The sequence below is a fragment of the Pseudomonas sp. Y3 TE3536 genome (assembly GCF_053629175.1).
In genome coordinates, this window is sequence record NZ_JBRJHU010000001.1 from 5,344,801 (window position 1) to 5,366,681 (window position 21,881).

At 60.4% G+C, this 21,881-nt stretch carries 16 protein-coding genes; 10 read left to right on the forward strand and 6 right to left on the reverse strand.

Going from position 1 to position 21,881, the window contains the following annotated elements; genetic code table 11:
• Positions 1-13: 13 nt before the first annotated feature.
• From AB7M33_RS23945 to AB7M33_RS23970, 6 genes are all read right to left on the reverse strand, one after another.
• Positions 14-964: a sugar kinase gene (locus tag AB7M33_RS23945; protein WP_454243805.1), complete on the reverse strand. Its 951-nt coding sequence runs from the start codon at positions 962-964 to the stop codon at positions 14-16.
• On the reverse strand, positions 957-1,736 hold the full coding sequence (locus AB7M33_RS23950; protein WP_454243806.1) for a sugar phosphate isomerase/epimerase family protein: 780 nt from the start codon (positions 1,734-1,736) through the stop codon (positions 957-959). Before AB7M33_RS23950 ends, AB7M33_RS23945 begins: the two co-directional genes overlap by 8 nt.
• Before the next feature lie 63 nt (positions 1,737-1,799).
• Positions 1,800-2,822, reverse strand: a complete 1,023-nt coding sequence (locus AB7M33_RS23955) for a LacI family DNA-binding transcriptional regulator (RefSeq protein WP_085272906.1) — start codon at positions 2,820-2,822, stop codon at positions 1,800-1,802.
• 649 nt (positions 2,823-3,471) lie between these two features.
• Positions 3,472-4,764 (reverse strand): c-type cytochrome, encoded by a 1,293-nt coding sequence (locus tag AB7M33_RS23960; protein WP_454243807.1) that lies wholly within the window; start codon positions 4,762-4,764, stop codon positions 3,472-3,474.
• A gap of 12 nt (positions 4,765-4,776) precedes the next feature.
• Positions 4,777-6,561: a GMC family oxidoreductase gene (locus AB7M33_RS23965; protein ID WP_238213912.1), complete on the reverse strand. Its 1,785-nt coding sequence runs from the start codon at positions 6,559-6,561 to the stop codon at positions 4,777-4,779.
• Between the two features lie 3 nt (positions 6,562-6,564).
• Positions 6,565-7,305 carry a gluconate 2-dehydrogenase subunit 3 family protein gene (locus AB7M33_RS23970; RefSeq protein ID WP_454243808.1) on the reverse strand — a complete coding sequence of 247 codons (741 nt, stop codon included), beginning with the start codon at positions 7,303-7,305 and terminating at the stop codon, positions 6,565-6,567.
• A gap of 314 nt (positions 7,306-7,619) precedes the next feature.
• Here AB7M33_RS23970 and pmrG point away from each other — a divergent pair, with 314 nt between their 5' ends.
• The 10 genes from pmrG (at position 7,620) to AB7M33_RS24020 (ending at position 21,873) form a co-directional block, all read left to right on the forward strand.
• A complete protein-coding gene (pmrG, locus tag AB7M33_RS23975) occupies positions 7,620-8,309 on the forward strand; it encodes a lipopolysaccharide core heptose(II)-phosphate phosphatase PmrG (protein ID WP_454243809.1) in 690 nt (229 codons plus the stop codon).
• 2 nt (positions 8,310-8,311) lie between these two features.
• On the forward strand, positions 8,312-9,190 hold the full coding sequence (locus AB7M33_RS23980) for a phosphatase PAP2 family protein (protein ID WP_454243810.1): 879 nt from the start codon (positions 8,312-8,314) through the stop codon (positions 9,188-9,190).
• Between the two features lie 471 nt (positions 9,191-9,661).
• Positions 9,662-11,821 carry a type VI secretion system Vgr family protein gene (locus tag AB7M33_RS23985; RefSeq protein ID WP_454243811.1) on the forward strand — a complete coding sequence of 720 codons (2,160 nt, stop codon included), beginning with the start codon at positions 9,662-9,664 and terminating at the stop codon, positions 11,819-11,821.
• On the forward strand, positions 11,821-12,699 hold the full coding sequence (locus tag AB7M33_RS23990) for a DUF4123 domain-containing protein (protein ID WP_454243812.1): 879 nt from the start codon (positions 11,821-11,823) through the stop codon (positions 12,697-12,699). Before AB7M33_RS23985 ends, AB7M33_RS23990 begins: the two co-directional genes overlap by 1 nt.
• Positions 12,700-12,710: 11 nt before the next feature.
• Positions 12,711-15,383 carry a T6SS effector BTH_I2691 family protein gene (locus AB7M33_RS23995; protein WP_454243813.1) on the forward strand — a complete coding sequence of 891 codons (2,673 nt, stop codon included), beginning with the start codon at positions 12,711-12,713 and terminating at the stop codon, positions 15,381-15,383.
• Complete coding sequence (locus tag AB7M33_RS24000; protein WP_454243814.1) at positions 15,383-16,519, forward strand: DUF6708 domain-containing protein; 1,137 nt, start codon at positions 15,383-15,385, stop codon at positions 16,517-16,519. The genes AB7M33_RS23995 and AB7M33_RS24000 overlap by 1 nt, the downstream gene beginning before the upstream one ends.
• A 124-nt stretch (positions 16,520-16,643) precedes the next feature.
• Positions 16,644-17,780: a DUF6708 domain-containing protein gene (locus AB7M33_RS24005; protein WP_454243815.1), complete on the forward strand. Its 1,137-nt coding sequence runs from the start codon at positions 16,644-16,646 to the stop codon at positions 17,778-17,780.
• 133 nt (positions 17,781-17,913) lie between these two features.
• Positions 17,914-19,050 (forward strand): DUF6708 domain-containing protein, encoded by a 1,137-nt coding sequence (locus tag AB7M33_RS24010; RefSeq protein ID WP_454243816.1) that lies wholly within the window; start codon positions 17,914-17,916, stop codon positions 19,048-19,050.
• Positions 19,051-19,183: 133 nt separating this feature from the next.
• The gene (locus AB7M33_RS24015; RefSeq protein WP_454243817.1) at positions 19,184-20,320 is read left to right on the forward strand and encodes a DUF6708 domain-containing protein; all 1,137 of its coding nucleotides are present in this window, start codon (positions 19,184-19,186) and stop codon (positions 20,318-20,320) included.
• A gap of 224 nt (positions 20,321-20,544) precedes the next feature.
• Positions 20,545-21,873 carry a hypothetical protein gene (locus AB7M33_RS24020; RefSeq protein WP_027593360.1) on the forward strand — a complete coding sequence of 443 codons (1,329 nt, stop codon included), beginning with the start codon at positions 20,545-20,547 and terminating at the stop codon, positions 21,871-21,873.
• Positions 21,874-21,881: the final 8 nt, after the last annotated feature.

The window sequence follows — 21,881 nt, forward strand, 5'->3', positions numbered from 1 at the left end:
AGGGGCCAGGCGTTCAGGCGCTTATGCGCAGGTGATGGGTTTCGAGTTCGTGACGCAGCGGCAAACCTTCCATGTCGCCGCGCGACTGCACGGCGCGGCTGCCACACCAGTTGCCACGCGCCACCGCCTCGGGCAGTTCACGGCCTTCGAGCAGCGCACTGAGCACGCCGACAGCAAAGGCATCACCCGCACCGACGGTGTCCACCACCTTGGCCACCGGCACCGGGGCTACCTGGCCATCGCCTTTGGCGGTGCGAAAGTACGCGCCTTCGTCCCCAAGCTTGATCACCACCAACTCCACCCCCTTGTCGAGGTAGAACGCGGCGATGTCCGCCGGTGCGTGCTGGCCGGTCAGCAGGCGGCCTTCTTCAAGCCCCGGCAGTACCCAGTCAGCCTTGACTGCCAGGGCGTTGATCTCGTGGATCATGTGCGTGCGGTCCGGCCACAGCGATGGACGCAGGTTAGGGTCAAAGGAAATGCTGCGCCCGGCAGCGCGCATGCCATCCACCAATGCATGCGACAAGGCCCTGCACTCGGCTGAAAGCGCCAGCGGAATGCCGGTGGCATGCAGGTGGCGGGCCTGCAGCCAATGTGGGCGGATCAATGCCGGGGACAAACGGCGCGCCGCTGAATGGCTGCGAAAGTATTCCACTGCCGGGTCACTGCCATCATCGCAGCGGGCTTTGAGCTGAAAACCGGTGGGGTGTTGCGGGTCGACTTCAACGTCACTGCAGTCCAGGCCTTCCCGGCGCAGGCTGTCGAGGACGAAACGCCCAAGAGAATCGTCGCCCACCCGGCTCAGCCAGCGGACCTTGAAGCCCAGCCGCGACAGGCCGATGGCAACGTTGCTGTCGGCACCGGCGATGCGTTTGCCGAACTGCCCGACATGCGCCAGGTCCCCCACCTGCTCGGCGACGAACATGGCCATGGTTTCGCCGAAGCACAGCACGTCATGCTCATGCATGGCTGACCTCCTCGGCCAGGCCCAGCGCGGACAACGCCACTACCTGGGCACGGGTCAGCGTGAGCAAGTCGTCGGCGGCCAACGGGTATTCCACGGCACGCACCACGCCGGGCGTGAACGCGGCCAGCAAGGCATCCCACGCTTGCAGATCGTCAGCCTGCGGCGGCACGGCGACCAGTCGCCCACCGGGCTGGCGCTCGACCGCCTTGCAGTGCAAATAGCGCACCCAATGCCCCAGTTGGCGAGCCGCTTGCTGCACAGGCTCGCCCTGCCATTGCCAGTTACCGATGTCGAACGTCATGCCCAGCGCCAGCCCAAGGTCATCGGCGCGCTGGAAGAACGTGAGCAGCGGCGCGATGCGCCCGCCTTGCTCGGTCTGGTCGTTCTCGACCAACAGCTGGGGGCCATCGTCAGGCAACAGCGAGCGTAAGGCCGCCACATCGCAGGTGTCATCGAAATGCCCCAGCGATACCTTCAGGGCCACCGCGCCCATCGCGCGGGCCAGCGCCAGTTTCTGCGTCAGGCGTGGGTCTGGCAGGCCCTGCGCCGTCCACAGTTCAAGAGGCGTGGAATACAGGCATTCGAGCCGCAACGCGGTGACGGCTGCGGCCAGCGCGTCGGTGTCCGGCGCGCTTTCGAACAGCTCTTCACGAAATTCGACACGGGTTACGCCGGCAGCGGCCAGCATGTCCAGAAAATGTTGCTGGCCGCGCTGCCGTACCAAGCTGGCACCGTAGCTGGAGAGGCTGATGGAAACGGGGTTCGAGCGCATTGTTATTGTCCTTATGAAACCGGTTTCATTTTTATGCACGTCAAGCCGCAACGTGCCTTTCGTTCAGTCGCGTGAGTGGGTTGAACCTCGGATGATCAGGTCGGCCTTGAAGTCGATGCGCCGTGGCGCCCCGCGTTCGCCGCGCAGGCGGCCCAGCAGGCACTCGAATGCCGCCACGCCGATGCGCTCGGTGGGTTGGGCCAATGCCGTGATGCCGCTGCCGACCAAGGGGTACCAGTCCAGTTCGTCGAGGGCGATCAGGCCAACGTCGTCGAATAAGCCGCAGCCGGCGTCGTGCAGGGTTCGGGTGACGGCCAGCGTCGCCACACCGTTGAAGGTGAAGATAGCTTGAGGGCCATGACCGCTGGCCGAAAGAAATGAAGCCAGGCCGGCGTGAAGGTCGGGGCTGACTTCCAGCACCTGTTGACGCATGCCCGGGCGCCGGTTGATGGAAGCGCCAAATGCTTGTACCCGCTCTTGGCGCGAGCTGGTGCCATCGAGCGGTTCGGTTACCGCCAGAATGTCGCGGTAGCCTTGCGCCTGTAAGTGATCCAGGGCCTGTTCGACGGCGTCGGCATTGTCCAGGCCGACCAGGTCGACATTGAGTTCAGGCAGTTGGCGGTCCACCAGCACCATGGGCATGTCGCGCTGCAGGTTCAGCAGTTCGCCGGGATGATGGCCGAGGGTGTTCACGATCAGGCCCTCGACGTTGTAGGACTGCAGGGCCACCAGGTGATGGCGTTCTTGATCGTCGTCGCGGTTGGTGTTGCACACCACCAGGCTGTAGCCGTGTTGGCGGCAGGCGGTTTCGACGCCGTGCATCACCGCCACCGAATAGGGGTTGAGGATGTCTGCCACCAGCATGCCGATCAGCCGGGTCTGGCCGCGTTTGAGGCCCCTGGCCATTTGGTTGGGGCGATAGCCGAGGCGCTCGATGACTTCTTCCAGGCGCTTGGCGGTCGCCTCGGCCAGCAACTGGCGATCGCCACCGATATAGCGCGAGACGGTGGCCTTGGACACACCGGCCACACGGGCTACTTCGCTGATGGTCACCCGCTCGCGGGCATTGGCAGGCATATCGGTCATGGGTGTCCCTTGTGATTATTGTCGGTGACAGGCTATGAAACCGGTTTCAATACACCAAAACCGGCGCGTTTCGTCACCTACCGTTCGTCGGCAAGTTTACACATTCCCGGTAGGAGCAGCCTTGTGCTGCGAAGAGGCCAGTACCAACCACTAATTTCTGTGGTCTGGACCGGCCTCTTCGCAGCACAAGGCTGCTCCTACAGGGGGCGTGCAAGTGCTGAATTTTGAGCAGTATTAGTCGCTCGTTACCTGCCCAAGGACATCCCCAGAGGTGTGTTTCACGACATCGCCCGCCGTCACCCCAGCTGGCGCGAAGGTAGGAGCAGCCTTGTGCTGCGAAGAGGCCAGTACCCGCCACTAATTTCTGTGGTCTGGACCGGCCTCTTCGCAGCACAAGGCTGCTCCTACAGGGGGGCGTGCAAGCTCTGAATTTTGCGCAGTATTAGTCGCTCGTTACCTGCCCAAGGTCATCCCCAGAGGTGTGTTTCACGACATCGTCCGCCTTTGCCCCAGCTGGCGCGAAGGTAGGAGCAGCCTTGTGCTGCGAAGAGGCCAGTACCAACCACGAATTTCTGTGGTCTGGACCGGCCTCTTCGCAGCACAAGGCTGCTCCTACAGGGGGCGTGCAAGCCTTGAATTTTGCGCAGTACTAGTGGGTCGTTACCTGCCCAAGGTCATCCCCAGAGGTGTGTTTCAGGTCATCCGTGCGCAGCTTGGCGACATCACCCGCCTTCACCGCCCCGCCCTGGTTGCCCCAGCTGGTGCGAATGAAGCTCACCACATCCGCGACCTCCTGATCGCTCAGGCGCCAGCCAAACGCCGGCATGGTGAAGTTCGATGGGGCGGTGTGCGTCGCAGGCACCGTGCCACCGGCCAGCACCACATGGATCAGCGAGGTAGCATCGGCGGTCTGCACCACCGGGTTACCGGCCAGTGCCGGGAACACCCGGCTATAGCCGTGGCCATCGGTGCGGTGGCACGCCGCGCAGTTGTCGATGTATACCGACGCCCCGCGCTTGCTGTCATCGCCGTTCCACAGCGCCTCGGCGACCTGCTTGTCATACGCATGCGGCTGGTCATCGGGGTTGCTGGGCGGCAGCGTTTTCAGGTACCGGGCAATGGCCGTCAGGTCAGCCTCGCTCATGTACTGCATGCTGTGCTCGACCACATCGCTCATGCCACCGAACACCGCACTGCGGTCGCTTCGGCCGGTCTTGAGAAACTGCACCAGTTGCGCTTCGCTCCAACTGCCCAGGCCATCCTTGTGATCACCGCGCAGGCTCTTGGCAATCCAGCCTTCAAGCGGGGCGCTGCCTGCCAGAAACTGCTCGCCATCCTGCGGGCTCAGTGCCTTTTCCTGCATGGTCAGGGCGCGCGGGGTATGGCATGCGCCACAGTGCCCCAGCCCTTCGACCAGATAAGCACCGCGGTTGACGACCGGGTCGGTGGCAGCCGAGGCCTGCCAGGCCTTCACCTGCGGCGCGAACAACCCCCGCCAGATCGCCAACGGCCAGCGCATGCTCAACGGCCAGGGGATGTCCGTCGCCTTGTTCGGCTGCGCCACCGGCTCGACGCCCTGCATGAAGTAGGCATACAACGCGCGCATGTCGTCATCGCTGACGCGTGCATACGAGGGATACGGCATGGCCGGGTACAACGTGCTGCCGTCCTTGCCGACGCCATGGCGCACGGCCTGGTCGAAGTCTTCGAAGCTGTAGTTGCCGATGCCGCTGGCATCAGGGGTGATATTGGTCGAGTAGACCGTGCCGATGGGGGTTTCCATGGGCAGCCCGCCGGCGAATGGCTTGCCGCCTTTGGCCGTGTGGCAGGCCACGCAGTCGCCCGCGCGCGCCAGGTACTCGCCTTGCTTGACCAGCGCGCTGTCAGCCTGGGCTGAAAGGCTTGCACCGCACAGGATCGAGGCGATCAACAGTGTCTTCATGCTCATCGCTCCTCAAGCCTGAACCAGTGGGCCAGGGTTTTTCAGGTACTGCTCACGGATCGCCCGTGCAGACCAGTACGTCAATGCCGCGACCAAACCGGTCGGGTTGTAACCCAACCCCTGCGGGAATGCCGACGCCCCCGGGACGAAAACGTTATGGACGTCCCAGCTCTGCAGATAGCGGTTAAGCGCACTGGTCTTGGGGTCAGTGCCCATGATTGCGCCACCGTTGAGGTGGGTGGTCTGGTAGCTGGCAGTGTTGAAGTGTTCCTTGACCTTTTTGCCCAACACAGCAATGGACTTCGGGTTCATCGCCTGGGCGATCTTGCTGAGCTTGTCGACCATGAACTGGTTCATCTTGATATCGTTTTCCTGCCAGTCGAAGGTCATGCGCAGCAACGGCTGGCCAAAGGCGTCCCGGTAGGTCGGGTCCAGGTCCAGGTAGTTGCCACGGTACGACTGGTGCGCGCCATGCGCGTCCATCGAAACCTGGTGGGTGTAGTAGTCGGCCGTGGCCTTTTTCCAGGCGCTACCCCAGGTGGGCGTGCCGGGCGGGTTGGCGATACCGGCGATCGGGCGGCTGCCCGCCTGGTTGACCCACATGGGTGAACCACCGACAAAACCGTGCGGGCCGTGATCGAAGTTGTCAGCGTTGAAATCATCGATCGCAATGCCGTTACCGCCAGCACCGATGAAGTTGTTGGTGTAGGTGTCCTTGTCGAAGAACGCCTTGACCGTGCCCATGTTCTGGTACGCGAAGTTGCGCCCGACAACGCCTTCGTTCTTGACCGGGTCATAAGGCTTGCCGATGCCGGACAGCAGCATCAGGCGCACGTTGTTGAACTGGAAGGCTGCGAGAATCACCAGGTCCGCCGGTTGCTCCACCTCTCGGCCTTGGGCGTCGATGTAGGTCACGCCCGTGGCTTTGCGCTTGCTGTCATCCAGGTTCACGCGCAGCACATGGGCATTGGCGCGCAGCTCGAAATTCGGCACCTGGCGCAGTGCGGGCAGGATGTTCACGTTGGGCGAGGCTTTGGAGTACATGTAGCACACGTAGCCGCTGCAGAAGCCGCAGAAGTTGCACGGCCCCATTTGCGCGCCGTACGGGTTGGTGTAAGGGCCCGACGTGTTGGCCGAAGGCAGGTTGTACGGCTTGTAGCCGAGGCTGGTGGCGGCCTTCTCGAACAGTTTTGCAGACACCACATTTTTTTGTGCAGGCAGCGGGAACGGGTTGGAGCGATCAGGCGCATAGGGGTTGCCGCCCTTCCCTTCACCCACCACCGTGCCGTTGACGGTCCAGGCCTGGCCCGAGGTGCCGAACACCTTCTCGGCAAAATCGAAGTACGGCTCAAGCTCTTGGTAGGTGACGCCGAAGTCCTGGATGGTCATGCCTTCAGGGATGAACGCCTTGCCGTAGCGTTCTTCGTAATGGCTGCGCATGCGCAGCTCGATCGGGTCTACTCGAAAATGTACGCCGGACCAGTGCAAGCCCGCGCCGCCCACGCCCTTGCCTGGCAAGAAGGCGCCCAACTGACGGTTGGGCAACGCAACGTCGTTGACGCTGTGACGGATAGTGACGGTCTCTTTCGATACATCGACGAACAGCTTCTTGCGCACGCTGTAGGTCAGCTCATCGATCACCTGCGGGTAGCTGCCCTCAGGGTAGGTGTCCTGCATTGGCCCGCGCTCCAGGGCGACCACCTGCAGCCCCGCCTCGGTCAATTCCTTGGCCATGATCGCGCCGGCCCAGCCGAAGCCTACGATCACGGCGTCTACTTTCTTCAACACATTCGCCATGCTTCAGGCCCTCTCGCCACGGATCGACACTGCCGGGAACGGGTAAGGCTCGTTGCGCTCGACCCAGTCCATGAAGTCTGCCCGTGCACCGGGGAAGCCGATCTGGGTCCAGCCCACCATGCCTTTGTTGCCACCGTGAATCGGGTCGCAGAAGAACCCCTCGCGAGTGTTCTGTACCAGCAAGCTGAAAAACAGCTTGGCCGGCAGCGCGTCGAACACCAGCTCACCGGCTTCGACCTTGGCGAGAATGCGGTCTCGGGTAGCGCTATCTTGCACAGCAAACACTTGGCCCGAGTTGGCTTTGCACCAGCCGTCCACGGCGGCGATGCCTAGCCGGTAGATTTGTTGCGGGCTGAGTTGCAGTTGGTAACCCAATTCTGGTGGGGCGTCGGCGTTGAACGGCCCCTGCATGTACCACTGGGCGCCAGTGGCATAGGGGGTATTCATCTGGCGGTCGATGAACTCGGCGGCACCCGCTTCGAGCGCACCTGGGCCCAGTTCGTCCGCAGGGATGATGCGGGCCACGGCCGCTTGCACGAAGGCCCATTCTTCGGCGGTGAAAAAGGTTGGCTGATAATCGCCCGCAGGCGCAGCGACAGGCACCTTAGGCTCACGCACCGGCGCGGCCAGCAGTTGGCTGGCACCCAGGCCCAGCCCGGTGCTGGCCACGGTGGCGACCGGTATCAAGGTCAAGGTCTTGCGCAGGAATTCCCGGCGCGGATTGTCTGGGGCATGCTCAGGCATTTCAAATCCTCATCAGCGTTAGGGGCGGCCTTGGTTTGCGCCATCTGATTTTTCAATGGGGTACTCGCGCAAGCGGGCGCGTGTAGAAGACAGCCGAATAATCTAGCGCGTTCAGAAATGTTTTGAAACCGGTTTCATTCTTGACTTTATTGATGTTCCGTAAGCGATAAGCTGCCGGCATGGGCATACCCGGCAAGACAATTTTCACATCTGCCTCACTTACTGCTGACATCCGCCTGCCTAAAGTGCGCGCACTCTCAAAGGATCCGAGCCTCAGGTTCGCTTCCGTTGCCCGTGCTCACTGGAGTGACAGCATGCTGCATGGCGTCATCGACACCCCGCCGGCCCTTAAACTCGCCCGGCCCTACCGATTGCCCCGCGCCAAAGCGCTGCTGGTGGCGATGTGCGTATCGCTCGCGCTGGTGGCTCTCGCTGCCTGGGCAACCGCACGCCCCGCCCTTGCAGACCTTGGCAACCCGCATACGCTGCACAGCAGCGGCTTGCACAGCGCCTGGTCCAAGGGCTCAGTCATTGTGGTAATTCGTCACGCCGAACGCTGCGACCGCTCACGCGGTGCCTGCCTGGACGACCCCACCGGTATTACCTTGGCGGGCAGCCGGGTAGCCGCCGACGTCGGCCAAGGCCTGCAACGCCTTGGCCTGCTCAGCGCCGATGTGTGGGCCAGCCCGGAAGTGCGCACTCGGCAGACCGCGCAGTTCATGTTCGGCAAGGCCATCACCACCCAGGACTGGCTCAACCAGTGTGACCACACCTTCGCCAGCAATGCCTTCGCCCATAAGCAACCCGGCCGCAACCTGGTGCTGGTCAGCCACAGCGGCTGCCTGGAGCAGGTGGAGCGCCAGCTCAACGTCGACACTGACGCGGATTCCAACCGCTACGCCAGCGCGCTGTTCATCACCCAGGGCGAAGATGGCAAGGCCCGCGTGCTGGGCCAGATGGATGCCAGCCAGTGGCGCAAACTCGCTGATGCCCGGGAAATCTGACCATGCCTGTACCTTCACGCGCCGCCTTCTACCGCAACAACCTGCTGCTACCGCTGCTGCTGGCGGGCATCATCTTCGTCGCCTTCGACCTGACCGAACTCGACCGCTGGATCAGCAACCTGCTGATCGACCCGGCCACCGGCCAGTTTCCGCTGTTGCACAATCAATGGTTCGAAAAGGTCACCCACAAGTGGCCGCGGGTATTACCGAACTGGACCGGTGAACTGGCCGTGATCGGCTCGCTGCTGTCGTTCGCCTGGCCGCGCCTGGCCAATCACCCGCAATGGGGCCTTACGCGGTGGCTGGAAACCGCCCGAATCGCACCCGTATTGCGCTTCACGACCCACCACCGCCGCGACTTGTTGTTCGTGGTGGTCGCGTTCGCGCTGTGCACCACGGTCATCCACTACCTGAAAAGCCATACCAGCGTGTACTGCCCGGTGGAAACGACGCTGTACGGCGGCCAGCAGGCGCGGGTCGAGTGGTTCGAGCACTTCTCCTGGCTGGACAAGGCCGGCGATGGCCGATGCTGGCCAGGCGGTCATGCGTCCAGTGGATTCACCTTGCTGGCCCTGTACTTCGTGGCGCTACGCCACCGCTGGATGCATGCGCGCAAGCTGCTGGTGGCGATCCTGTTGCTGGGGTTCGTCTACGGCACCACCCGCGTGCTGCAAGGCTGGCACTACATGTCCCACACCTTCTGGGCAGGGCTGTTCGTCTGGTTCACCACCTGGGCCACTGCCTTGCTGTTCTATGGGCGCCTGGCCCTGCAGGCGCCAAATCACAACCCTGCAAGGCATTGTTCCCCAGTTCATTCGATCAGCTCACTACCCTTGCAAGCCCAGCTTTGCGCCGAGCAAGAGCCGAATCGAGATGCTTGAACACACCCTTCGCCCTTGTTTACCTGCAACCAATTGTTTCTTAACAGAATAGAAATCGAACTTTCCTACACGTTTATAGGACGCTCAGTACTCACCCATGAATTGATTCCTCGTTAGTGTTCAGGCTTCAGCTAAATGCTTGCGTCTGGCCACACGGTCGGCCCATGCCCAGTGCATACGCTGCCTGCCCAAACACGAGGACCAGGAATGTTCAGTGAGCCCGATGGCATTGGTAAAACAGTGCCCACCAACCAGCCAATCCTGCTTGAAGACGCGCGTGGGGAGCAGCCGTCGCATAGCCGTCCACCACGTGAAAGCCCCCCCACTGCGCAAGCTGTCGGCAACACCCTGGAGCCCGCAGGTACTCTCCGTCATCCCCGCCGAAGTTCTCGAGTCGCTCAACGTCATCTTGCAGCAGTAGCGGGCAAGTGCTCGTCATGACCGTACTCAGGCACTTTTGGGGGAATCCGTATGCCTAGCCAATCCGATTTGCGCTTCACCTTCCAGCCGCTGGTTGGCCAGGTTGAGTTTGAAGTGGTTTCGTTCGAGCTCGACGAAGCGATCAGCACACCCTTCCAGTTAAACCTGGAGCTGGTCAGTTACCAAGACGATGTCGATTTTGGCCAGCTGCTCGACAAACCGGTGCTGTTCACCCTCTGGCGGGGAGACCAGCCACTGCGCTACGTACACGGCCTGGTCAGCACCTTCAGCCAAGGTGAGACAAGCATTCACCGTACGCGTTACCGCGCCTTGGTCGAACCCACGGTGGCGCGTGCCGGGCTGCGCTCGAACTGGCGCATCTTCCAGAACAAAACCGCCCCGCAGATTCTTGAGCTCATGCTCAAGCGCCAAGGCATCCTTCATTTTGAGCTGCACAGCTGCGGTGACCATGCGGTACGGGAGTTCTGCGTGCAGGCCGGTGAAACCGACCTGGACTTCATCGCCCGCCTGGCAGCCGAAGAAGGCTTTATCTACCGCTTCGAGCACACACCCAAACACCACATGCTGGTCATTACTGATCGGTTGCTTTCGCTGGGTCAGATCAGCCAGGGTGGCAACAAGACCGGTGATGACGATGACATCGACCCCAACTTAGTGCTGTACCACGCCAATAGCGGCGGCGCTCAGGCAAAGCCTTGTCTACGCCGCCTACGCTATAGCGAGCAGGTGCGCACTGCACGACAGGTGCAACGCGACTATACGTTCACCAAGCCCGAATACCGCCAGGAACACCGCGCAGACGCGAGTGGCCTGACGCACCAATCCACCGCGTACGAGCGCTTCGACTACCCCGGCCGCTACAAGCGTGATGCGGTCGGCGTGCCCTTCACCGCCACCCGGATCACCGCGCTGCGCCATGATGCCCGCATTGCCGAAGTGCAAGGCGATGACATGCGCCTGCAACCGGGGCTGAGCTTCACCCTGATCGGGCACCCGCGGCCAGACTTGAACGATCACTGGCGTGTGGTCAACGTGCACCACGAAGGTACCCAGTTCACCAGCCTGCAGGAAGAAGCCGCCAGCGCCAGGCAAGGCACGCGCTACACGCAAGACGCCGTGCTGGTGCCAGGCAAAACCGAGTGGCGCCCGGCGCCGTTGGCCAAGCCACGCATCGACGGCCCGCACATGGCCACCGTCGTCGGCCCAATTGGCGAGGAGATTTATTGCGACCAATGGGGCCGGGTCAAGGTCAGCTTCCCTTGGGACAGGGAGAGCGAAAACAATGAATACAGCTCCTGCTGGGTGCGGGTGTCGCAAGGCTGGGCCGGTGGCAGCTGGGGCTCGATGGCCATCCCGCGTATTGGCCAGGACGTGATCATCCAGTACGTCAACGCCGACCCGGACCAGCCGATGATCACCGGCCGCACCTACTGCGGCAATCAGCTGCCCCCGTACGACCTGCCCGAGCACAAGACGCGCATGACCATCAAGAGCCAGACCCACAAGGGCGATGGCTTCAACGAACTGCGTTTCGAGGACGAACTGGGTCGCCAGGAGGTGTTCATCCATGCAGAAAGGGACCAGAACAACGTTGTAAAGCATAACGAAACGACGCAGGTCGGCAACGATCGCGCCGAACGGGTCGAACGTGACGAAACGGTTTCGATTGGCCAGGACCGCCGGGAAGACGTCGGCCGGGACGAGTCCGTCAGCATCGGCCAAAATCGGATTCACGACATCGGCAATGACAACAGCTTGAAGATTGGCCGGACGCACACGATCGTCACCGGCCAGGACCGCATCGAGACGGTTGGCAACCAGCGCCAGGACATTACCAAAGCCAACCACACGGTAGAAATTGGTGGCCACCTCGAACAGGTGGTGGGCGGTCATCACCTATTGCAGACCGGCGAAGCCATCCGGCACACCACCAAGGTTTATGACATACAGGTCAGCGAGAGCCTCACGATCCGGAGCCCAGGCGGGCTGCTGCGAATCGATGGGGCCGGTGTCACGCTGGACGGTGTGGCAGTGGCCTTCAAAGGGCCGATCCACCAGCAGGCAAAGGGCAGCCAACGCACAACCTCGACCGCTGGCATTCCTGAACCCGGCGAGCCCGTTTGCCTCAGTTGTTTGCGGAAAGCGATCACAAACGGCCACACCATGATCCGTATGGCGGGAGCACACTGATGCCCAGCCCATTCGTCAGAGCACTGGTCAAGGCCCTGCGAGTATCCGACCGGTACCGCCTGAGCGCGGTTGTGGAAATGGCCGATCTTTCACCGAAGGCTCGGGACAACCTGCTCGAGTATTACTCGCAGCGCTGCTGGCCACTGTTACAGCAAGCCCAATTCAGCAATTTGCGGGCAGTGGGCCCCTGGCTGTTCGGCTCGCGTCCCGGCTCCGATGTTTCAGCCCAGTACGACTTTAAATGGCAGCTCGAACAAGGTGCAGAGGGCGCGGTATGTGGCTGGATAATCAGCGCATTGCCACCTGCCGAACTCGCGCTGCATTTGAGCCAGGCCAACATCGTCACAGGCGCAGATGGCCATTCGTACCTTCTGCGTTACCACACCGCTGCTGCACTGCAAGCGCTCGATAGCCACCGTCACTTGCCTGGGGTGAGCGAATGGTTGGCGCCCATCTATCACTGGTGGGCACCTGTAGCACATCCACACAAAACGCTGTGGTTGCAAATAGCGGGCGGCGACCAACCTCACGCTGCGCACGTCACGCCGATCACACTGGACGAAGATTGCTGGGCAGCATTGGCCGGCGACCCGCTGAGCTACCAACTTGCCGAGGTACTGAAGGACGTTCAGCACTGCCCAACCTTGGCGGGTGCCTGCCACGGCACGCGCGTCGGCCTGATCCAGCATTACCTCGACCAGGCACGCGAGCAAGGCCTGGCCCGTGAGGAGGATCTCATCACCTATGTACTGATGATGGCTCGCGACGGTGATCAGCTCAACACCTCACCGGCCTGGCAGGAGGCAATCATCGCCACCCGCGAACAGCACACCGCCCTTATCGACAACGTGCAGCGACGCCTGCGCACAAAGGACTAAAACACACGCCCATGGATTCGCTCACCGACACGCTCGACCTGTGCAGACGTATCACAACCGGCTACCGCCCCGCGCTACGCAACAGCCCCGTCGCCGACTGCACCCGCCGCTTCGAACTGCTGCCCTTGCGCTATGCCGCCGTTGGCGGCAACCCGGCACAACGCGCCCGCTTGCCCAAGTTGCCGGGCTACCTCAGCCCCTTTCAGGAGGTGGCTGCGCTGACCCACTCCAGCTACGCCATCCGTCCGCTGCGCGAAGGCTTTCTTTACCTGCTGATCAAACGCCACAGCGCACCGGCGCACGAATGGCACAGCCAGTACCGCGTGGCGCCGAATGGCTCACTGTTGTACATCAGCGCCGACGCCCCATGGGAGCCTGCCCCTAGCGCAGGCAACCTGGAGGACATCATCCGCGCCTTCGGCTGGACCATCACGCTCTACGACCTGGACGACATCCAGGAGCTGCGCCCGTTGTTCAGCCCCTCCCCGCTCACGCCACGCATGCTCGACAACTACCGCCTGCTCGAAGATGAGTACCGCAGCAGCCTGCCCGCGATCGATATCGCAGGGTTCATTCAACCCTCTGACGCGCCGCCACAGCCCCATGTGCTCAAGCACGACCAACTGAACTGGGTAGCCGACTTCAAGGCCCAGGACGACGCAGACCTGCAGGCCCTGCTCGACCTGCAGCCGTTCAACAACGCTCAGATCGTATCCCCGCACGCTTCACGGCAAGCCCTGGCACCGCCCATGAATCAAACCAAGCCGCGCGGCGCCGCTATCGTGATCGAGGATGCCCTCGGCATTACCCAAGAGCTCAATGCCTGGCGCAATGCAGCCGTCGACGAGGTGAAGACCCACTGGCTACAGCGCGTTGTGGAACCCGGCGTGGACAATGAGCGCAAACTGCTTGTTGCTCAGTCGTTTCTGGAAATCGAGAAGCTCTACCCGCAGATGATGGCCGAGCGCATCGTCAAGCGCGAGGTCATGGCCGAGGCCGTGCGCAAGCAGCCGGTGACGCCTGTGGACTTCTATGGGTTCACCAACCACGCTCGCCAGCAGGCCGATGCACATGACGCCCGGATGAAACCTCATCTGGCGCAGTACGAACGCGAAGTCCGGGCCAAGGTTCAGGCCCGCCAGGATGCTGGCGAATTCAGCAAGAAGTTCGACCAGAAATACGGCCATCTGGTCGACCGCCAAGCCATGCACGATCAGCTCGCAGGCTTCGAGCAAGCGATGCAACAAGCCCAGCAGGCTGCAGAAGACCGCGCCAAAGACCATACCCGATGGCTCCTCAGCGAACGCCTGCTGCAGGCCCTGGACCGTTACGACAATGCCGACCTGATCAATGGCTTGGCCTTTGCCGAGCAAACAGGCCAGTGCGTAATCGGCATGGAGCTCAGCGAGTGGGGCGCGACGGTACTGGACCACTGGTGGCGCAGCGATGTGGCGCATCGGAGCAATCTGGCAATGCGCGGCATCAGCTACAACCAGGATGACATCCGCGAAGCGCTTGCCGCGCTTCTGGAAGCGGCCAAGGCCGAGCCGGCCTCAGAGACATCCTTCACATTGCGTGAGTCGCTCGCCCGGCAGGCGCACATCGCGGCGAATGCCTTCGGGCGCATCAACACGCTGTACGAGGAGCTACAAAGCAGAAACAGCACCGCCAGCATCGGCTTGTATGCCTGGTACGTCGCGCTGGGGCGCCAAGTGCTGCGTACCGGGGCACCCAGCAGTGTGGACCGCGCGCTGCACCATGGCCTGCGCCTGACATTGTTCGCCTCGGTACATGAAACGGCCGTCGACATACGCCTGGGCGAAGTGACTCGCAGTGGGCATCCCTTTAACCCACAGCGCAGTGGTGCCCGGGTTGCACGCTATCTGGACCAGGCCTGGGCTGAAGGCCTGATGCAGGCCAAAAACAGCGACTTCTACAAGGTGCGTGCTGCAGGCCTGGTGTGTTTGCTCGAAGGCATGCTGATGGCCTTCAAGGCGCGCGAACTGCCAGACAGTGATGCACGGGTGAAAACCGAACTCTTTGCAGCGGCCATGACTACGGCTGCGGCGGGCTTCGAGATTGGCGCCAGTTATGTGGACCAAGTTGTGACGCGGTATGGCGCGAATAGCGTGACCGGGAGAGGGGCGGCGGCGACCTTGGGAAGGTTGAAACTTTGGGGGGGTAGTTTGGCGGGTATGGGAGGCCTAGTACTGGCGTGGTGGGACTTCGCCGATGCGGCTGAGCATTTTAAATATCGTCAGGATGGCGCTAACCGAGACAATAAAAATAACTCCGACATTTTGGCGCCCGCATATGCAATGCGAGCTCTAGCGACTATAGCACTCTCATTGACGGAAATAGGAACAGCTATTGCAATCGCCAAGCCTTTTTTTGACTATCTATCCCACAGCGCCAAAACCAAATTTGTGAGAATGTTAGCAAAGTCCATGGGAGTTCTTTCAAAAAAACTAGGAACACAAGCCAGTCGCCTCATTCTTTCGCGCTTAATACTGGGATTCTTTTGGGCAGGCATCGTCCTCACGCTAATTATTTATCTTTTTGAAGACGATGCTTTAGAAAAATGGTGCAAACGCAGCTGCTTTCGAATGGGCAGATACTCCAGAGCATATGAAGAGCAGGAGGAGTTGGGCGCTCTACATTCAGCTTTCAGCGAGGTTTTATAATGTATTTGATCGAATGGGGCTTCTGGCAAATGGCAACAGAGTCAGAGGCCGCACGTAAGGCGTACGAGGCAGAGATTACGCCAAGAGAGAAACGCGCCAATCAGGATTTTTATGAGGGCGACGTGGAGAAGGACATACATTTCCGGCAGGTCAGCGAAAAGCCTAACACGCGGGGCCCTGTTTTTGCCTTTAATGAAATATTTATGGACATGCGTTGCGGCGGCTCTGAAGAAAAGCGGGGGCTAATTACACTTATCACATTAGGCGGGATTCTCCCAGGCATTGCCTTAGGAATCTATATAGCAGTTGGCTCCATCTGGCTCGACATCACAAGCCGTGCTTCAAGCTCTTTTTTAGCAGTAGTGCTCACGATAACCTTGGCCTGGGCTTCAGGAGCCGCACTATACTTTTACTCGAAATACGGCATAAAACTTAGTCGATTAGAAATGCTGACCAGCCGCCATCTGCTTATTCGCTTCAATCGAAAGACTCAACAAGTCCATCTTCATCGGCCAAACTATTGCGGCGGCATCGTAACCTTCCCCTGGAGAACAACCGGAAGCACAGGCCTGTATCCAGAGGACGACTCACTCAGCTTAGGCACGAGACTAGGCCTGGTCTGGCACCCCAGCCGTACCGGCCTGCCCCATATGGAAATGGCCCTACTCGGCAAGCAAGGCCAAGGCGGCAGCGAGCTCCGTGACGAATGGGAGTTCATCCGCCGCTACATGGAAGAAGGCCCTCACGCCGTCCCCCGCCCCCGTCTAAGCACCCAGTTACCTTCGCCCATCCAGGCATTCAGCGCCCAATTCGAAGGCCTCGGCCGTTTTTTCCGCAAAAGCAGCTGGCTGTTCAAACTCGCCCTGCTCATGGTCTGGCCCGCTTTCGTCATTGTCGGCACCACGCACTGGTTCAGCCTGCTGCTGTGCTGGCGACCACGCTGGCCAAGGGTGATTCGCGAGGCTGGCTTGCCAGGTAAACCAGTGCCATCACCCACCACATTGAGTGACTACCCGCCCGACATACAGGAGCGCTTGCTTGCCAATGCCGACCGTTGGCAGCTCAAGCCCGGCAAGCGCCCCGAGAAGAAACCACGCAAACCGCGTACGCCCAAAAAGTCGAAGGAGTTCGATTGATGTCATCCATGATCGACCTGCGCAGGTGTATCACTTCCAGCTACGGCTCCGAGCAACAGCCAACTGCATCTGAGCGACAGGAGGAGTTAGGCGCTCCATATTCGGCTTTCAGCGAGGTCTCAAATTGTATTTGATCGAATGGGGATTCTGGAAGGCATGCACTGAGTCAAAAGCTGCGCGCACGGCAGCTGATGCTGAGACAGTACCAACCCATAAGTATCTAGCTTGGGATCTGTACGAGAGTGACTTACGGGAGGGTGTTCATTTCAAATCGGTGAGCACTACTCCGCATTCGCGCGGCCCCGTATTTGCGTTTAATGACACCTACATGGATATGCGCTGTGGCGGCTCGGAAGAGAAACGTGGAGTAATCACAATGATGACTCTCGGAGGCCTAGGCCCAATGACCTACGCATGGCTGCATATAACCTTTGGCTCCATTTACATCAACGCCACCCAAGCTGAGTTCCTTTCAGTGTTCTCTATTTTATTCAGCACATACATGCTGTCCATAGGCTGTGGGTTTTACTATGTTTATGCTAAATATGGATTCCGCTTTACACGTCTAGAAATACTCACCAGTCGACACCTGCTTATCCGCTTCAATCGAAAAACTCAACAGGTTCATCTTCATCGACCTGCATACTGCGGGGGTATCGTGACGTTTCCATGGAAAACCACCGGAAGCACCGCTGTATCTCCTGAGGATGACTCACTCAGTCTCGGCATGAGACTCGGCTTGGTCTGGCACCCGAGCCATACCGGCCTGCCCCACATGGAAATGGCCCTACTCGGCAAGCAAGGCCAAGGCGGCAGCGAGCTCCGTGACGAATGGGAGTTCATCCGCCGCTACATGGAAGAAGGACCACATGCTGTCCCCCGCCCCCGTCTGAGTACCCAGTTACCCTCGCTCACTCAGGCATTCAGCGCCCAATTCGAAGGCCTCGGTCGCTTCTTCCACAAAAGCAGCTGGCTGTTCAAACTCGCCCTGCTCATGGTCTGGCCCGCTTTCGTCATCGTCGGCACCGCGCACTGGGTCAGCCTGCTGCTGTGCTGGCGACCGCGCTGGCCGAAGGTGATCCGCGAGGCCGGTTTGCTAGGTAAACCAGTGCCATCACCCACCACCTTGAGTGACTACCCGCCCGACATCCAGGAACGCCTACTCGCCAATGCCGACCGTTGGCAACTCAAGCCTGGCAAGCGTCCTGAGAAGAAACCACGCAAACCGCGTACGCCTAAAAAGTCGAAGGAGTTCGATTGATGTCATCCATGATCGACACGCTCGACCTGCGCAGGTGTATCACTTCCAGCTACGGCTCCGAGCAACAGCCAACTGCATCTGAGCGACAGGAGGAGTTAGGCGCTCCGTATTCGGCTTTCAGCGAGGTCTCAAATTGTATTTGATCGAATGGGGATTTTGGCAGATGGCAACCGAGTCAGAAGCCGCACGAAAAGCCTCCGAAGCACAGATGACAGCTTCAGAGAAGCGATCAGCTAAAGACTTTTACGAAGGGGACCTAGAAGAAGATATTCATTTTCGGTCTGTCAGCGAAAACCCTCATACGCGCGGCCCCGTGTTCGCCTTCAACGATGATTTCATGGAGATGCGCTGCGGTGGCTCAGAAGAAAAACGTGGACTCCTTACGCTTGCGGTGCTCGTCGGAGTTATGCCAGCCATAGGCGTCACGACATTCATCGCATTAAGTTTCCTCTGGATTGATATAACGATTCCAGCCTCACGCTCATTTATAACTTTGGCACTCACCCTCATCATGATGCTAGTCGCTGGCACCACACTATATCTATATTCAAAATATGGGATGAAAATCACACGTCTGGAGATGCTGACCAGCCGTCACTTACTCATTCGCTTCAATCGAAAAACCCAACAGGTCCACCTCCATCGACCAAGTTATTGCGGCGGCATCGTAACTTTCCCCTGGAGAACAACCGGAAGTACAGGCCTGTATCCAGAGGACGACTCACTCAGCGTGGGCGTGAGACTGGGCCTGATCTGGCACCCCAGCCATACCGGCCTCCCCCACATGGAAATGGCCTTCGTCGGCAAGCAAGGCCAAGGCGGCAGCGAGCTCCGTGACGAATGGGAATTCATCCGCCGCTACATGGAAGAAGGCCCACACGCCGTCCCCCGCCCCCGTCTAAGCACCCAGTTACCTTCGCCCATCCAGGCATTCAGCGCCCAATTCGAAGGCCTCGGCCGTTTTTTCCGCACAAGCAGCTGGCTGTTCAAACTCGCCCTGCTCATGGTCTGGCCCGCTTTCGTCATTGTCGGCACCGCGCACTGGTTCAGCCTGCTGCTGTGCTGGCGACCACGCTGGCCAAAGGTGATTCGCGAGGCCGGCTTGCCAGGTAAACCAGTGCCATCACCCACCACATTGAGTGACTACCCGCCCGACATACAGGAGCGCTTGCTTGCCAATGCCGACCGTTGGCAGCTCAAGCCCGGCAAGCGTCCTGAGAAGAAACCACGCAAACCGCGTACGCCTAAAAAGTCGAAGGCGTTCGATTGATGTCATCCATGATCGACACGCTCGACCTGCGCAGGTGTATCACTTCCAGCTACGGCTCCGAGCAACAGCCAACTGCATCTGAGCGACAGGAGGAGTTAGGCGCTCCGTATTCGGCTTTCAGCGAGGTCTCAAATTGTATTTGATCGAATGGGGATTTTGGCAGATGGCAACCGAGTCAGAAGCCGCACGAAAAGCCTCCGAAGCACAGATGACACCTTCAGAGAAGCGATCAGCTAAAGACTTATACGAGGGGGATCTGGAAGAAGATATTCATTTCCGGCCTGTCAGCGAAAAACCTAATACGCGCGGCCCCATTTTCGCCTTCAACGATGATTTTATAGAGATGCGCTGCGGTGGTTCAGAAGAAAAACGTGGACTACTTACGCTTGCGATGCTCGTCGGAGTTATGCCAATCATAGGCGTCACGACAATCACCGCACTAAGTTTCCTTTGGGTTGATATAACGGATCAAACCTCACGCTCATTTATATCTGTGACGCTCACTCTTATCATGATACTAGTCGCTGGCACCACACTATATCTATATTCAGAATATGGGATGAAAATCACACGTTTGGAGATGCTGACCAGCCGTCACTTACTCATTCGCTTCAATCGAAAAACCCAACAGGTCCACCTTCATCGACCAAGTTATTGCGGCGGCATCGTAACTTTCCCCTGGAGAACAACCGGAAGCACAGGCTTGTATCCAGAGGACGACTCGCTCAGCGTAGGCGTGAGACTAGGCCTGATATGGCACCCCAGCCATACCGGCCTCCCCCACATGGAAATGGCCTTCGTTGGCAAGCAAGGCCAAGGCGGCAGCGAACTCCGTGACGAATGGGAGTTCATCCGCCGCTACATGGAAGAAGGCCCTCACGCCGTCCCCCGCCCCCGTCTAAGCACCCAACTGCCTTCGCCCATTCAGGCGTTCAGCGCCCAATTCGAAGGCCTCGGCCGCTTCTTCCGCAAAAGCAGCTGGCTGTTCAAACTCGCCCTGCTCATGGTCTGGCCCGCTTTCGTCATCATCGGCACCGCGCACTGGGTCAGCCTGCTGCTGTGCTGGCGACCACGCTGGCCAAAGGTGATCCGTGAGGCAGGTTTGCCCGGCAAACCAGTGCCTCCACCCACCACCTTGAGTGACTACCCGCCCGACATCCAGGAACGCCTACTCGCCAATGCCGACCGTTGGCAGCTAAAACCCGGCAAGCGTCCCGAGAAGAAACCACGCAAACCACGCACTTCCAAATCACCAAAAACACCGACATAGAAGCGGGCCGCACAGGCAAGCGAGTGGGTCGCAACCACCGACCCAATTCCCCAATGCTGGGGGTACCGGGCCCATTGGCCAGCACCGTAAAAGAAACCCACGAAACGGCCGCATCCCCCGTTGTGTGCGGCCTGCGAGTCATTTATTTCGGTTTGGCACGCCTATTGCCGATCTCCTCCCAGACGCCCCAAGTCCATGGGCCCGTTTGCAGGAGGAATTGACTCATGCTCCGACCGATACCCCACCCGCTGGCAGTGGCGATTTTCGCCGGCATGCTCCAGATCCCGGCACAGGCTGCATTGAACGCTGTCGACCCCGGCCCCTACAACCTTGCCAATGGCAACTTTGCAGGCTGGTACCAGGACAGTCATGGTCGCACCCTCGACCTGTGCTTGACCAAAGCGGTGAGTTCAAGGGTCGCCGGTGCTCCCGGCGCGCCGGCGTACATGTGCACACTGCTACCCACCCCCGGCGTGTTCGACGACACCCAACCCATCGCCTTCCCCACCAACTTCCCTGACGAAGCCTTCTGGTTCACCGCCGACGCCGCCATCGTCGACGCTGCACGGGGCATCGACCTGAGCTACGGCACGGCCATCGAGGCAGCATTTGCCGCCGAAGAGCCCGTCGAAGGCGACCAGGTCAGCTTCGCCCGGGTGCGTATTCGCGTCGATGTGCCGACCGCAGGCACCTACGTGGTCACCCACCCCTACGGCGTCGAAGTCTTTGACGTACCGGCCGGTGGGCGCCGGGCGATCAACATGACCCGCGACATTGGCATCGCTGGCGCTGGCGACTTCAGCGGCGCACTCAAAGGCGATGTCGGGCCGTTCCTGCGCAGCGTCAATGGCCCCTACACCGAAGGCAGCGAGCGCTTCATCGGCGACCCGAACTTGGATGAGCGTGTGACCGGTAGCCCGTTCAACACCAACTTCGTGCGCATCGAAGGCCCGGGGGGCATCGACCTGCGGACCGAGCTGTTCTCGATCTCGGGCAAGCTTTCCGATGTTGCCCTGCCCACGCCGCTGATGCCGCAGCGCACCACCTACTCGCGGCGCACCGAGAATGGCGACCTGCACGCCCAGCAAGATGTCTTCGTCATGGCCCCGCCGCCACCGGCCGCCGTCACCCTGACCAGCCAGACACCAAACCTGAACCTGACCGAAGCCAACGGCACCGGTGCCTGGTACGCCCAGTCGGTACTCAACCCGAATGTGCCCACCACGCTGGTACTGACCGCCGACAACAGCGTGGCCATCCCGACCAGCAGCCTGACCACGGCCAACCTGCCACTGACCGACCTGGTGACCATCACTCAGGCTGAATACCACCTGTCCACCGGGCAACTGACGCTGGTCGCCAGCACCAGTGACGAAACCAGCCCGCCCGCCCTCACCGCCCACACCGGCAACGGCACGTTGCTGGGCAACCTCAGTGGCAACGGCGCGGTGAAGACATTGAGCACATCCCTTTCGCCCATCCCACCGGCCAAGGTGCAAGTCACCAGCGCCAATGGCGGTAGCGACAGCGAAGACGTGGTGCTGGTGCCATGAACAGACAA

Excerpts from the sequence above, each read along its gene's own strand:
- AB7M33_RS23945 (WP_454243805.1), bottom strand. The coding sequence starts at position 964 with ATGCATGAGCATGACGTGCTGTGCTTCGGCGAAACCATGGCCATGTTC.
- AB7M33_RS23950 (WP_454243806.1), bottom strand. The coding sequence starts at position 1,736 with ATGCGCTCGAACCCCGTTTCCATCAGCCTCTCCAGCTACGGTGCCAGC.
- AB7M33_RS23955 (WP_085272906.1), bottom strand. The coding sequence starts at position 2,822 with ATGACCGATATGCCTGCCAATGCCCGCGAGCGGGTGACCATCAGCGAA.
- AB7M33_RS23960 (WP_454243807.1), bottom strand. The coding sequence starts at position 4,764 with ATGAAGACACTGTTGATCGCCTCGATCCTGTGCGGTGCAAGCCTTTCA.
- AB7M33_RS23965 (WP_238213912.1), bottom strand. The coding sequence starts at position 6,561 with ATGGCGAATGTGTTGAAGAAAGTAGACGCCGTGATCGTAGGCTTCGGC.
- AB7M33_RS23970 (WP_454243808.1), bottom strand. The coding sequence starts at position 7,305 with ATGCCTGAGCATGCCCCAGACAATCCGCGCCGGGAATTCCTGCGCAAG.
- pmrG (WP_454243809.1), top strand. The coding sequence starts at position 7,620 with ATGCTGCATGGCGTCATCGACACCCCGCCGGCCCTTAAACTCGCCCGG.
- AB7M33_RS23980 (WP_454243810.1), top strand. The coding sequence starts at position 8,312 with ATGCCTGTACCTTCACGCGCCGCCTTCTACCGCAACAACCTGCTGCTA.
- AB7M33_RS23985 (WP_454243811.1), top strand. The coding sequence starts at position 9,662 with ATGCCTAGCCAATCCGATTTGCGCTTCACCTTCCAGCCGCTGGTTGGC.
- AB7M33_RS23990 (WP_454243812.1), top strand. The coding sequence starts at position 11,821 with ATGCCCAGCCCATTCGTCAGAGCACTGGTCAAGGCCCTGCGAGTATCC.
- AB7M33_RS23995 (WP_454243813.1), top strand. The coding sequence starts at position 12,711 with ATGGATTCGCTCACCGACACGCTCGACCTGTGCAGACGTATCACAACC.
- AB7M33_RS24000 (WP_454243814.1), top strand. The coding sequence starts at position 15,383 with ATGTATTTGATCGAATGGGGCTTCTGGCAAATGGCAACAGAGTCAGAG.
- AB7M33_RS24020 (WP_027593360.1), top strand. The coding sequence starts at position 20,545 with ATGCTCCGACCGATACCCCACCCGCTGGCAGTGGCGATTTTCGCCGGC.